Genomic DNA, 12,135 nt, shown 5'->3' with positions numbered 1-12,135 from the left:
TAACATGAAAGCACTTTTAGACTTTGTGCCACTCATTATTTTCTTTTATTTATATAAAACTGTAGATCCAAAAGATACGCAGCACCCATTATTACAATTAATTGGTTCTGCTGGGGGTGTCGATAACAATAACATTCTTGTGGCAACATCAGGTCTCATCATTTCCATGCTTGTGGTTTATGGTGCATTGTTTGTGATGCAAAAATTCCGTCTAGATAAACAGCAATGGATTGTGTTGTTCATGACCGTGATTTTTGGTGGTATTACCCTGATGCTAAGCGATGATTTTTATATTCGGTTAAAAGCCGTTTTACTGAACTTAGTGTTTGCTGGGGCGTTTTTACTTTCTCCACTGTTTAGTAAAGATAAGAAACCACTCATCGAACGTTTATTTGGTCCAGTCTTAAATTTAACCGCTGTCGGTTGGAAACGATTGAACTATGCATGGGCTGCAATGTTCGTGGTGATGTCATGTTTACACACCTTTTTCGCTTATTTGTTTGCAGACGGAAAATATTGGGGTGAATTCACTGCTTTTGGTGACATGATCGTGATGTTTTCCTTTATCATTATTCAGTTTATTGTATTACGTAAATACTTTAAGACCTCAGAATAATCCATTCGGTCAAAAATCAGGAAAAGTCATGCCATTATTCGTCGTAAGCTGTACAGATAATGAAGGTACAGTAGAAAAGCGCCTTGCAGTTCGCCCTCAACATCTTGAACGTCTACAAAAACTTGATGATGAAGGTCGTCTGATTGTTGCAGGTGCGATGCCTAAAGATCCGGCAAACCCGCAAGCTGGTTTTTATGGCAGTACGATCATTGTCGATTTTGATAGTCGTGAAGCCCTAGACCAATGGTTGGCAGATGAACCTTTCCTCAAAGAAGGGGTTTATGGCCAAATTGATGTCAAACCATTTAACAAAGCATTTCCTAAAGGATAAGGTTCATGCGCGTCGTTGTTTCTAGTTTACTGGGCTTATCTTTAATTTGTTCAACTGCATGGGCTGAAGAACCGGCTCCTGCACCTGCTGTAGCCCCTGCTGCTCAAGCAACGACTGCAACACCTCCTCCCAATCCTGTGCCGCATACCATTCCTGCCAATAAACCGGGCATCATTAAAGTGGCGGCAACCGTCAATCCCAATGGTCAACCTCAAGATGCAAATCCATTGACCATTGAGCAATTGGCAAAAAATAAAGCGCTGCAAGATGCCAAAGTCAAAGCGATGGTCAAAGACCAATCTGTACGCTTACAACAGTTAGAAAAAGCTAACCTTGAAGCCTTGGCGCAAAACCAAGAATTACAACTTAAAAATGATAGCTTGGGCGTACAAGTACAAGTGCTACAAAGTGAACGTAGTGCGCAGATGTTTTTATATGGCGGGACCACACTTGGTGTTGGCGTGATTTTAGGTTTCTTATTGGCCAGTTACGTCTATACCAAACGTCGTCGTCAATGGTAATTCGTTTTTCTACTTCAATTTAAAGGTTGCTTGAGTTTTGTCAGGTGCAATTCAGACTGCCGATCTCGATTGGCAAATGATCGATGGCATTGATATTCCAGTGTCTAAACAGTTTGGTGATGTGTATTTTTCGAAGGATAACGGCCTACTCGAAACACGTCATGTGTTTTTAAAAGGGAATGACCTCGACACTCGCCTTGCGGCACTGACTGATTTTGAATATTTCAGTGTCGGCGAAACAGGTTTTGGTACAGGCTTAAATATTTTGGCCCTGTGGCAATTATGGCAACAGGTTCGTCCAGATAATCACAGTCATCTGCATGCCATTTCTGTAGAAAAATTCCCTTTATCTAAAGCAGACCTCATTCGTGCATTAAATGCATGGCCTGAATTACAGTCTTTGGCACAGCAACTGATTGCGCAATATCCTGAACCCATTGCGGGATGTCATCGACTCAATTTTCCAGAAGAACGTTTTTCAATTGATCTTTGGTTAGGCGATGCACACGACGTTTTTCCCGTCATGGCAAAAACTGCTACGGTCAATGCATGGTTCTTGGACGGTTTTGCACCCGCCTGTAATCCGGACATGTGGGAAGAAAACGTACTCAAAAATATCGTACGTCTATCGGACATTGGGACGACCTTCTCCTCATTTAGTGTGGCAGGTGTACTGAAACGCGGCTTACGTGAGCATGGCATTACTATTACACGACCACGTGGCTTTGCACATAAACGTGAAATGCTCAAAGCCTTTTGGCTCGCACCTGAAAGATCAGATGATCAATCCGAAGTTGCTAACCTTCCCACATTAGACGAAAAAAAAAATTCTGAAATCACTGTAGGTCATAACCCTCGTCAAATCGCAATTATTGGCGCTGGCATCGCAGGTTTAAGCTGTGCTTGGGCATTTGCTCAACGCGGGCATCAAGTGCGTATTTACGAGAAATCAGCACCACTCAGCGGTGGATCGGGTAATCCTCTTGCCCTACTCAACCCTAAACTCTGTCCAATTGAACAAAGTGCTGAGCATCTGATGACCCTGAGTTGGTTATATGCGCTCAAGCATTATCAAAACTTCAAGGCATTTCGTCCCTTACAGATTCACCAATCTATTTTAAAAAATAAAGCAGAGCACCTTGATTTAGCTCAAGCTTATCCTTCACAGGTATTAGCGGCTGAAGAAGGCACGCTAAATCAATTAGCCTCAACATATCCAACCTTGCTCCTCAAACAAGCAGGCGCAGTCAGTCCACATCAGCTTCGTGACCAAATCTTGGCACATCCACACATTGAATTGTTACAAGCAGATATTCAACGCATTGAGCAGCAACACAATGGCGTTGCGCTATTTACACAGGATCAGCAGCTTCCATCTGCCGAGCATGTCATTCTCTGTGCTGCACGTGAGAGCATGCAGCTACAAACAGATTATCCAGAGCTGCGTGCCATTCGTGGACAAGTCAGTTGGTTGAACAACCCCGCTCAACAAATGGATGTGCGTACCGCCTATAGTTATGGGGGCTACTGTATGCAACTGGATGCCGAACAGGTGATTATGGGCGCGTCATTTTATCCCGGCCGTGATGACACCGCCGTTCTCACAGAAGATCATGTGCATAACTATGAACTTATCCACAATGTGTTCCCCGACTTTGCCAAAACCCTAGCACCGATTGAGCAATGGCAAGGACGTGCCGCAATTCGCGCACAGACAAAAGACTTTTTCCCGGTAATTGGTGCAGTCCATGAAGATCAGCACATTTATAGCTGTAGTGGACTCGGTTCTAAAGGTTTCCTGTATGCCCCGCTCTGTAGTGAAATCATTGCCGCGTTGGTCTTAAAAGAAGCCTGCCCTATTCCAACACAGCTACTCGATAAAATTCATGCAGCACGTTTTATACGACGCGCCAAAGCCAAACAAAAAACTAAGAAGCCTTATTTTCAGGGTCAGATGCCGTCAACTCGCCCTAAAGAAAAATAACCTGCAATAAAAAAGCGCCTTTCGGCGCTTTTTTTGATTCGATCTCATTTCCCTTGTTCCAAAGGAAGACCGGCATCACGAGCAGCACGCGTGCCGCCCATTAATATTACATATTCACGTGAGCTGTCAAAACCCTCTAGTAACTCTGCTGCACGTGGAGCTTTACTTCCACCACCACATAAAATGTAAATGGGTTGATCCGTTGACACCTGAGTCAGTGCATCTGATGACAATGCGTTGATCGGTCGGTTAACCGCACCTTTCACATGTGCTTCAGCATACGCACTTGCATCGCGAACATCCCAGATAATCGAGTCTTCTGGGAACTCAAATGTTGTAATTTCTTGTTTACGGATCATTGCACACTCCTTTTGATGTAAACAACACTTGGCAAATGAAGAAAACATCCCTAGCATCTCAGATATTCTTTCCCTTTGTAAAGGTCTAATCTATGCCTTCTTTTGATATTGTTTCCGAATTAGAAGTTTTTGAAGTAAATCATGCAGTTCAAAACACGCAAAAAGAAATAGCGACGCGTTTTGACTTCCGTGGTCAAGACGTTTCAATTGAGTTAAATGAGAAAAATAAGGAAATCAAAATCTCAACAGAAAGCGATTTCCAATGTGAGCAAGTGTATACCATGCTCGAAAATCATTTCTTCAAACGTAAAGTTGACATTCAAGCACTCGATCCACAAAAAATGACCGCTTCTGGTAAAAACGTCATTCAAGTGATCAAACTAAAAGACGGTCTTGACTCTGATACTGCAAAAAAAATCAATAAAGCCATTAAAGAAAGCGGCATTAAAGTGCAATCTTCTATTCAAGGCGACAAAATTCGTGTGACTGACAAGAAACGTGACACTTTGCAACAAGTGATGGCGTTCTTAAAAGAGCAACAGTTTGGTGTGCCGCTTCAATTTAATAACTTTAAAGACTAAGGCATTACATTTGCCATAGAGGACGACATGACACGACCAAACCGCCTACATAAAATCGTAAACGCATCATCTAAATTACCGAAAGTTCTTCAGAGTCGTTTGCTCAGTCAAGCATTTGGTCGCGTCGTGCCTATGGTCGGTACCGCTAAAATTCGTTATCAACATGTTAGCCCTGAGCGTGTTGAGGTGAGCATCGCCAATCATAAGGCGATGCAAAACCATATCGGGCAAGTACATGCCTGTGCCATGGCGCTGATCGCAGAAACAGCCACAGGCTTTGTCACAGCAATGAACGTCCCAGACAGTGCCATTGTCCTGATTAAAAGCTTCAAAGTTGATTTTAAACGTCCAACCCAAGGTGGGATGAAAGCCATCGCAACGCTTACACCCGAACAGCAACGACAAATGCAAAGCACAGAAAAAGGTGAAACCTTAGTACAGGTCTTAGTCACCGATGAATCTGGTGAAGCACCTATTCAATGCGAAATGCTTTGGGCTTGGGTGGCAAAATCCGCTCTGAAAAATAAATAAATGTAAATAAAACTTACTTTTAGGTAAGTATAAGTTTTACCAAATTTCAGCAAAATCAAGACTGTTTTTTACTATTTATACGCCCTAATTCCGCTCAATATGCTTGCACGACACAAATATATTGAGCACTTTATGAAAAAAATCATTCCCCTTTCATTCATCAGCATGGCGGTGTTTTTAACTGCTTGCCAAAGCACAATTCCTGCAACGCCAACGACTCCAAATCAAGCGGCTGATAGCAATATTCAAACCAGCCAAGCAGCGGAAAATAAGAAAATCGTGATTGATTTTTATGAAGGTGTCTTTCTTAAACATCAAGTTAAGACATATGCTGACCGATATATTGGCAATCAATATATTCAACATAATCCGCATGTACCTGATGGCAAGGCGCCTTTTGTCGATTATTTCACCCAGTATTTTAAACAAAATCCTGAAGCAAAAAACCAGATCAAACGTGCCGCTGCCGAAGGTGATTTGGTCTATTTACATGTGCATTCTACGCAAAATAAGCAAGACCGTGGAGAAGCCATTATTGATATCTTCCGTGTTGAAAATGGCAAGATCGTCGAACATTGGGATGTGCAACAAAGCATTCCTGAAACCAGTGCCAACTCAAACTCGATGTTCTAATTTCTCCGTCACTATTCATAAAAAAGCCACTCGATTGAGCGGCTTTTTTATTGCGTCTAACTTTAATTAAGCTTGATCTGCAGCAAATTTAGCTTTTGCATCCGCAGGAATTTGACGCTTAGCACCTTTCACATCGACAGCGACAAATGTAAATACACCTTCGGTTACGCGAATTGGATCACGTGAACTGTCGTGACTATCCCAAACTTCAATCTGCATTTGGATAGAGGTATTACCCACTTTTAAAATTTTGGTATATACACTGATGACATCCCCGACTTTCACTGGAACGAGGAAGGTCATTTGGTTAATTGAAATCGTTGCACAGCGTCCTTGACTGAAACGCTCTGCGTGAATTGCACCGGCCAAGTCCATTTGTGACACGATCCAACCACCGAAAACATCACCACTCCAGTTGGTGTCTGCAGGCATCGCGATGGTTTGTAGGGAAAGCGTTCCTTCAGGTTTTACATGAGTTTCTGACACTTTAGCTCCTGGCGCTGACATTTATTGAGGTAGATTTAACTGCTGGTTGAGCCATTGTTGTAACTCACCAGCACGCATTGCACCACTTATTCTAGCAATTTCGTTGGTTTTATTCATCAAAACCAGTGTAGGAATACTACGAACATTAAATGCACCGCTCAATCGAGGGTTTGCTTCGGTATCAATTTTGGCAAAAACCACCTTCGGATTTGATTTTGCAACTTGTGCAAAGTGTGGCGCCATCATCTTACATGGTCCACACCATTCAGCCCATAAATCGATCAGAACAGGTAAATCACTATTGCTAATAAAGTTGGCAAAGTTCTTTTCATTCAACTCGATGGGCGCCAATGGAATCAATGCTTGGTGACATTGACCACATGCAGGTCCAACTTCGAGTTTTTCTTCAGGTACACGGTTTTTTGCACCACATTCAGGACACACAACGATCATTTAGCTGACTCCAACATGTTGATGTAAAAATTCTAATTGGGTTGCCATGGCTTTTTCAAACCATTGCCCATGATAAATATCAAAATGTTGCATTTCCCACTCATAATACTGCACATACGGTGCAATATTGGTCGCAGTTTCTCGGCTTGATTCGATGGGAATCAAACTATCTTCTTTGGCTGCAATAAAAAGTACTGGTATGCTAATTTTACGTACATCCAATATTGGGCGATAACGGATTAACTTAAAAAAGGCCCGAGCCGGAATTTCGCCACTCCAATAAAAATCAGGATTTACAATCGATAAATAGCCCGCATAACTGTCTTCAGACTGTAAAAAACACAATCGATGCGGATCAACTACGGGTAAAGTCGTTGGGCTCATCCCGACTTTAGAGCCCATATAGTCCTGACTCGATAATTTTAACGCTTTGGGTAATTGCTGTAAGGGATACAATTTTGCACTTTCAGCGCCATCAACAAATGGAACTTGTACCATCACCGCTTTAATATTTTTAAGCTCTGCCGCCAAACTGAGTACATAGCCACCACTCAGCGATGTTCCCCATAATACAATGCGTCTCGAATCAATCGATTTACGCTGCTGTAAATGATCAATCATGGTCCGCCAATCTTCAAGTTGAGCTTTAAGATTCACCAACTCTCTCGGACGCCCTGTACTGCCACCCCAATAGCGATAATCAAACAACACAACAGCATAGCCCGCTTGTACAAAGCGCTTGGCATATTGCACTAATTTAAATTGGCGTAATGCAGCCAAACCATGCGCCATGAGAATGACTGCAGGTTTTTCAACAGATTTTGGACGATAAAAGTCAGCAGCTATAACATCTTGTCCGCTTTTGACATACAGTGGTTCGACTGTATAGGCGTGCATACGCGCTCCATTGCGTTATTTTATGGTTGTAATCGCTTATAAAAATTTAAGAACATTCTGCTCAAGTTTGTGCTTAATGCTATCATAAAGCATAAATCTATGAATTAAATTATGGAGTGACTCAATGAGCGAAAATGTTGGTTTTGCAGGTCAAATCGGCCCAGAACATGTAGCGCAAGTGGTTGAAAAAGGCTTTAAATCGATTATCAATAACCGCCCTGACATGGAAGGTGGTCCTGAGCAACCAACCAGTGCTCAAATTGAAGAAGCAGCTCGTACCGCTGGTTTAGATTATGTTCATCAACCGGTTGTTGCGGGTCAAATTTCTGAGCTAGATGTCCGTAACTTTGCTAATCATTTTAATGAATTGCCAAAGCCAGTGCTCATGTTCTGCCGTACAGGTAACCGTTCAAATAATCTATATCAACTAGCAAAACAGATGGATCTTTTGGATGACTAAGGCTTTCATTCAAAAAGCTTTATTGATCGCAACATGCATCTTTTCGGCACCCACATTTGCTGATAATAACAGGCCCTTAAATGCAAATTTAAGTGTCTCTGGACAAATGACCACAGATAAGTTTTCAAGTTTACTCAAACAACTTAAATTTAAATCTGTAATTGTGAATCGACCAGATAGTGAGGCGGGCAATGAAGTGACTGTTTTACAGTTACGAGGCATTGCGGAAAAGTCTCATGTGAGTGTTGTGTATCAACCTGTGCAAAGCAGTAAAATTTCTCAAACAGACGTGAAGGAATTTGCCAAATACTATAATGAGCTTCCTAAACCCATTTTGATGATTTGTCGCAGCGGCTCTCGTTCGACAGCTCTTTTCAATCAAGCTAAGGCTCAAGGTTTGCTCAATGACTAAATTCGTGTTTACCGTTTTATTTACAACGTTGTTGCTAACAGGGTGTAATTCTATGAATGTACGTCCAACCGTTGGTGTAAGTGTCGGGACTACACTTTGAATTGAACAGTCCTTCCAAAAAAAACAGCGCCGAAGCGCTGTTTTTTATTTATTAACGAATCGTATATTCTTGTTTTGTGATTTGTCCTGTCGGAGCTGTCACAGAAAGCACTAAACTATCGCCTGAGTCACATTCTTTTAAGCGGTAAGAGTAAAACACTTGTGAACTTGAAGAGAATGTAGATGGCGTAAGCAAGTTGAATACTGAAGGTACAGCGGCATTACCACTCCAAAGCTCTGCTGAACAAGACTTTTCATTGTCTTTGGTATTATCTTCAGCTTTCAATGCAACAGTTGTACCCGTTGGCATTGGAACAGATTGCGCACTATTACCAAATAATTTAAAAGTGAAGTTTGACTTAGTCTCTGATACAGCTGGGTTTGTAATGGTTGGAACATCATTACTAAATGAAAATACCAGTTGTTGGCGAATGACTGCTGACAATTCAGTGTTACATGTACCCGATATATTTGGTTGAATAAATGTACTAGCCGCGCATGTATTCCCTACAGCTCCACGTTTATATAAAAACTCACCTAAAGCCGCTTCAAAAATCGTGTTTTCATTATCATCACGGAAGAAGTCACCAATATTACTTGTTAACTCATCCACACCTGCAGTGTATAGGTTATCTGAGTCTTTATCGATATAAGACTTATCTCCTTCAACATATGCCAATACCGTTACACGGTTATCTGCAGGTCGTGGATTTTGAGTCTGCAATACAACACTACATTCACCATCTGCTGTTGAACAGTTAGGCGTGATGCTACCGCCTTCAGTAACGAAACTTACAACTGTACCATCAGGAACTTTATTACCTACTCGGTCACGTAAACGTGCAACGATTGTCGCTTTATCCCCATCAACATCCCATTGTAATGCATTTTTTGATACAGATAGACTTAAACCATTTTGTGTAACACGGCCTGTTGCCACTGAAACATCTTTAGTTAATGCGCTGACACTTGTATCACTGACTAATGTTGCTTTTAATTCTACAGGGCCAGGTAAACTACCAGGGAAGATATCAACTACAATTTTACCGTCATCATTAGATTTAATAACTTTCTGTGTTTTATTATGTAATGCAATAAAACTCAAATCAGTTGGTGCATAAATGAGCTCAACCAAGACATCTTGGTTTTTAGCAGGTAAATTATTTGAATAAACTGTAAATTCTAATTTACCAGATGCACTTGAGCCGCTATTTGCAGCACCAAGTTTTACTTCACCTGAACTATAAACCAGTGAATTGGCTTTAATAGGATTTATTGTAATATTTTTAGTAGTGGTGGTTGCACCATTATTCGCAGTAATTGTAATTGCTTGGGTGCTTGAGCAAAGCTGACCACCTGATGAAATTGCAGTATATGTTGTTTCAACCAAACCTTGATTTGAATTTACTGAACTATTCGTAAACGTACCGCAATCAGCTTTGAAATTGACTTGTACATTATTTTGTACAGCATTTGAAGTAGCATCAACAGTTGTTAAACTAATTTTAACCGTTCCACCAGCATCAATACTTGATTGATCAAAAGTTAAATTATCAAATTTTGTTTTCAGTGCTTCAACAGAAACAAATGAATCGCTTGTATTCGCCGTATTACCATTAAGCTCTGCATTTGCAGATATTTTAAAAATACCTGTTTTTGTTTCATCGGTCGGCTTAATGCCAATTTTAGCAACACCTTCAGCATTTGAAAGAACTGTTGCATTTGAAGTTTCAAATGTAATATTTTCACCAGTAAACGTAACGAGTGCACCACTTACTGGCTGTCCATTTTGATCAGTTACTTTTACGCTCGCACTTGCACCTAAAATCGTCAAGATCGTAGTTTTCAGATTATTACTATCAGCAAGTTCAACATTTGTAATATTTAATTTTGCAACTACAGGCGTTTCAATCCCATTATCGGTACCAGAACCATTCCCGTTATTACTTTCCCCTTGATTAAAATAACCATCACTACCACCACCACCACAACTAGCCAACAATACGGCTAAAGCTACAGCTGACAGTTTCATAGTCACTTGTTTTTTTTGCATGGAATTCCCCTAAAACCCTCAATATATATAGAGTTGTTATAAATATTTATTGGTAGCTATGTAACCATAGTTATAGCTTTATGTAAACAAAAGGAAGACAAATGTTTGATATGTTAAATTTGAAGAATGAAGGAGAATTTTATGTACGACATCATCATTATCGGTGCAGGAACAGCAGGCATTTCAGCCTATAAAGAAGCAATTAAAAAAACACAAAATATTCTTATCATTAATGATGGTCCTTGGGACACCACCTGTGCACGTGTCGGTTGTATGCCCAGTAAAATACTTATCTCTACTGCCAACCGTATGTACGAAATAGGACATGCTGATAATTTAGGGCTAGATGTCAAAAGTGAAATTGATACCTCTAGCGTCATGCAACATGTTCAAACCTTACGTGATCGTTTTACAAGAGCCACGTTAAAAGATGTTAAAAGCTGGCCAAGCCAACATAAAATTTCAGGAAAAGCTGAATTTATTGATTCAAATACAATTCAAGTAAATAACCAAACATATCAAGCCAAGTCATTTATCCTTGCAGTAGGTACAACTCCTGCTATAGATACTGAACAAAAACAAATATTAGGCGATAAATTAATTACATCCGATCAGATATTTGAATTAGAACAACTCCCAAAATCTGTCGCAGTTATTGGAAGTGGCGTCATCGCTTTGGAATTAGCGCAAGCTTTAACACGCCTCAATGTAAACACAACCGTTTTTGCACGTAGTCGAAAAATTGGCTCACTGAGTAGCCCTATATTGCAAAAGCTCGCACAGGAAGAATTAAGTAAAGAGTTAAAGCTAAAGTTTGAAATTTTACCTGAACATTACTCTGTTGAAGGCGATCTAGTTCATCTAACCTACACTGAAGAAAACGTACAAAAAACGCTACAAGTTGACTATGTCTTAGCTGCAACTGGCAGACATACATTATTAAATACATTAGGTTTACAACGTATAAGTGCCGAATTTAAAGATTTAAAAAAATTACCGATCGACCCTCATACAAAGCAACTAGCTGATTATCCAATTTTTATAGTCGGTGATGCACATACCAATACCCCTATCCAACACGAAGCAGCTCATGAAGGTAAATTTACAGTACAAAACTGTTTAAACTTTCCACAAATTAAATCCATCAAGACGCTAACCCCTTTAGGCATCTTATTTTCTACACCACAAATGGCAACTATTGGTCAAAGCTATAAGCAACTACAAGATAAAAACACAGAATTCGTCATTGGTTTCGTTTCTTACGAAAAACAAGGTCGTGCGATTGTTGCTGCTAAAAATAAAGGGGCTGCCGAAGTATATGTGGATACAATTAACCATACACTATTAGGAGCTGAGCTATTCTGTGCAGAAGCTGAACATTTAGCACATTTACTAGCTTGGATGATTTCAGAAGAACTAAGCATACATGAAATTTTGGATAAACCTTTCTATCATCCAACTTTAGAAGAAGGGTTAAGAACAGCATTAAAGCATGCACGACGTCAGTTAAGATAATTTTATCGTTCTATGTAAACTTATAGCGTTGGATATCCAACGCTTAATTTCCGTGTCCCCCTCTATCTTTTTCCTTTCCCCTTTTCTCCGCACATAAAAAAACACCCCCTGCACTAGTCAGGGGGTGTTTTCGAATAATGAGCTGGCGATGACTTACTCTCACATGGGTAACCCCACACTACCATCAGCGCTAAGAGGTTTCAC

Annotated in this window: 15 protein-coding genes; 10 read left to right on the top strand and 5 right to left on the bottom strand. The window is 40.5% G+C overall.

What is annotated here, in order from left to right; all coding sequences use genetic code 11:
• The first annotated feature begins 4 nt into the window (after window positions 1-4).
• The 4 genes from FTT99_RS13095 to mnmC are packed head-to-tail and all read left to right on the top strand — an operon-like array spanning window position 5 to window position 3,452.
• A complete protein-coding gene (locus tag FTT99_RS13095) occupies window positions 5-616 on the top strand; it encodes an inner membrane-spanning protein YciB (protein ID WP_078191311.1) in 612 nt (203 codons plus the stop codon).
• Window positions 617-644: 28 nt separating this feature from the next.
• Window positions 645-947 carry a YciI family protein gene (locus FTT99_RS13090; RefSeq protein ID WP_078191312.1) on the top strand — a complete coding sequence of 101 codons (303 nt, stop codon included), beginning with the start codon at window positions 645-647 and terminating at the stop codon, window positions 945-947.
• A gap of 5 nt (window positions 948-952) precedes the next feature.
• On the top strand, window positions 953-1,468 hold the full coding sequence (locus FTT99_RS13085) for a hypothetical protein (protein ID WP_078191313.1): 516 nt from the start codon (window positions 953-955) through the stop codon (window positions 1,466-1,468).
• 37 nt (window positions 1,469-1,505) lie between these two features.
• Complete coding sequence (mnmC, locus tag FTT99_RS13080; RefSeq protein ID WP_180130869.1) at window positions 1,506-3,452, top strand: FAD-dependent 5-carboxymethylaminomethyl-2-thiouridine(34) oxidoreductase MnmC; 1,947 nt, start codon at window positions 1,506-1,508, stop codon at window positions 3,450-3,452.
• Between the two features lie 44 nt (window positions 3,453-3,496).
• On the opposite strand, the gene FTT99_RS13075 is transcribed toward mnmC, so the two are convergent.
• The gene (locus tag FTT99_RS13075; RefSeq protein WP_078194202.1) at window positions 3,497-3,811 is read right to left on the bottom strand and encodes a rhodanese-like domain-containing protein; all 315 of its coding nucleotides are present in this window, start codon (window positions 3,809-3,811) and stop codon (window positions 3,497-3,499) included.
• Window positions 3,812-3,903: 92 nt separating this feature from the next.
• Between FTT99_RS13075 and FTT99_RS13070 the strand changes: the two genes are divergently transcribed.
• The 3 genes from FTT99_RS13070 to FTT99_RS13060 all read left to right on the top strand — a co-directional run bounded on the left by FTT99_RS13070 (window position 3,904) and on the right by FTT99_RS13060 (window position 5,556).
• Window positions 3,904-4,392, top strand: coding sequence for a YajQ family cyclic di-GMP-binding protein (locus tag FTT99_RS13070; RefSeq protein ID WP_078194203.1), 489 nt, complete (start codon window positions 3,904-3,906; stop codon window positions 4,390-4,392).
• Between the two features lie 27 nt (window positions 4,393-4,419).
• Window positions 4,420-4,923, top strand: coding sequence for a DUF4442 domain-containing protein (locus tag FTT99_RS13065; RefSeq protein WP_180130866.1), 504 nt, complete (start codon window positions 4,420-4,422; stop codon window positions 4,921-4,923).
• Between the two features lie 132 nt (window positions 4,924-5,055).
• Window positions 5,056-5,556 carry an ester cyclase gene (locus FTT99_RS13060; protein WP_180130864.1) on the top strand — a complete coding sequence of 167 codons (501 nt, stop codon included), beginning with the start codon at window positions 5,056-5,058 and terminating at the stop codon, window positions 5,554-5,556.
• Window positions 5,557-5,622: 66 nt separating this feature from the next.
• Here the strand turns inward: FTT99_RS13060 and FTT99_RS13055 are convergent, their stop codons facing one another.
• Genes FTT99_RS13055 through FTT99_RS13045 form a run of 3 tightly spaced genes read right to left on the bottom strand, consistent with a single transcriptional unit; the run spans window position 5,623 to window position 7,392 of the window.
• Window positions 5,623-6,042: an acyl-CoA thioesterase gene (locus FTT99_RS13055; RefSeq protein WP_078191328.1), complete on the bottom strand. Its 420-nt coding sequence runs from the start codon at window positions 6,040-6,042 to the stop codon at window positions 5,623-5,625.
• A gap of 21 nt (window positions 6,043-6,063) precedes the next feature.
• Window positions 6,064-6,495 carry a thioredoxin TrxC gene (gene trxC, locus FTT99_RS13050; RefSeq protein WP_078191319.1) on the bottom strand — a complete coding sequence of 144 codons (432 nt, stop codon included), beginning with the start codon at window positions 6,493-6,495 and terminating at the stop codon, window positions 6,064-6,066.
• A complete protein-coding gene (locus FTT99_RS13045; protein ID WP_078191320.1) occupies window positions 6,496-7,392 on the bottom strand; it encodes an alpha/beta hydrolase in 897 nt (298 codons plus the stop codon).
• Window positions 7,393-7,516: 124 nt separating this feature from the next.
• Here FTT99_RS13045 and FTT99_RS13040 point away from each other — a divergent pair, with 124 nt between their 5' ends.
• On the top strand, window positions 7,517-7,852 hold the full coding sequence (locus FTT99_RS13040) for a TIGR01244 family sulfur transferase (protein ID WP_111885430.1): 336 nt from the start codon (window positions 7,517-7,519) through the stop codon (window positions 7,850-7,852).
• Window positions 7,845-8,264 carry a beta-lactamase hydrolase domain-containing protein gene (locus tag FTT99_RS13035; protein ID WP_180130861.1) on the top strand — a complete coding sequence of 140 codons (420 nt, stop codon included), beginning with the start codon at window positions 7,845-7,847 and terminating at the stop codon, window positions 8,262-8,264. The genes FTT99_RS13040 and FTT99_RS13035 overlap by 8 nt, the downstream gene beginning before the upstream one ends.
• A 151-nt stretch (window positions 8,265-8,415) precedes the next feature.
• Here FTT99_RS13035 and FTT99_RS13030 read toward each other — a convergent pair whose 3' ends face one another.
• Window positions 8,416-10,416, bottom strand: a complete 2,001-nt coding sequence (locus FTT99_RS13030; RefSeq protein WP_180130858.1) for an Ig-like domain-containing protein — start codon at window positions 10,414-10,416, stop codon at window positions 8,416-8,418.
• A 141-nt stretch (window positions 10,417-10,557) separates the two neighbouring features.
• On the opposite strand from FTT99_RS13030, the gene FTT99_RS13025 reads away from it, so the two are divergent.
• On the top strand, window positions 10,558-11,931 hold the full coding sequence (locus FTT99_RS13025) for a dihydrolipoyl dehydrogenase (RefSeq protein WP_180130855.1): 1,374 nt from the start codon (window positions 10,558-10,560) through the stop codon (window positions 11,929-11,931).
• Window positions 11,932-12,135: the final 204 nt, after the last annotated feature.

This window comes from Acinetobacter sp. YH12040 (genome assembly GCF_013420005.1).
In the GTDB taxonomy this organism is placed as follows: Bacteria; Pseudomonadota; Gammaproteobacteria; order Pseudomonadales; family Moraxellaceae; genus Acinetobacter; species Acinetobacter amyesii.
Note: the sequence above shows the minus strand (reverse complement) of the source record. Positions and strands in the feature narration are given on the sequence as shown.

Bases quoted from the DNA above. Each gene is read 5' to 3' on its own strand.
- FTT99_RS13035 (WP_180130861.1), top strand. From the start codon at position 7,845: ATGACTAAGGCTTTCATTCAAAAAGCTTTATTGATCGCAACATGCATC.
- FTT99_RS13075 (WP_078194202.1), bottom strand. From the start codon at position 3,811: ATGATCCGTAAACAAGAAATTACAACATTTGAGTTCCCAGAAGACTCG.
- FTT99_RS13095 (WP_078191311.1), top strand. From the start codon at position 5: ATGAAAGCACTTTTAGACTTTGTGCCACTCATTATTTTCTTTTATTTA.
- FTT99_RS13085 (WP_078191313.1), top strand. From the start codon at position 953: ATGCGCGTCGTTGTTTCTAGTTTACTGGGCTTATCTTTAATTTGTTCA.
- FTT99_RS13060 (WP_180130864.1), top strand. From the start codon at position 5,056: ATGAAAAAAATCATTCCCCTTTCATTCATCAGCATGGCGGTGTTTTTA.
- FTT99_RS13065 (WP_180130866.1), top strand. From the start codon at position 4,420: ATGACACGACCAAACCGCCTACATAAAATCGTAAACGCATCATCTAAA.
- FTT99_RS13090 (WP_078191312.1), top strand. From the start codon at position 645: ATGCCATTATTCGTCGTAAGCTGTACAGATAATGAAGGTACAGTAGAA.
- FTT99_RS13070 (WP_078194203.1), top strand. From the start codon at position 3,904: ATGCCTTCTTTTGATATTGTTTCCGAATTAGAAGTTTTTGAAGTAAAT.
- trxC (WP_078191319.1), bottom strand. From the start codon at position 6,495: ATGATCGTTGTGTGTCCTGAATGTGGTGCAAAAAACCGTGTACCTGAA.
- FTT99_RS13040 (WP_111885430.1), top strand. From the start codon at position 7,517: ATGAGCGAAAATGTTGGTTTTGCAGGTCAAATCGGCCCAGAACATGTA.
- FTT99_RS13045 (WP_078191320.1), bottom strand. From the start codon at position 7,392: ATGCACGCCTATACAGTCGAACCACTGTATGTCAAAAGCGGACAAGAT.
- FTT99_RS13030 (WP_180130858.1), bottom strand. From the start codon at position 10,416: ATGCAAAAAAAACAAGTGACTATGAAACTGTCAGCTGTAGCTTTAGCC.
- FTT99_RS13025 (WP_180130855.1), top strand. From the start codon at position 10,558: ATGTACGACATCATCATTATCGGTGCAGGAACAGCAGGCATTTCAGCC.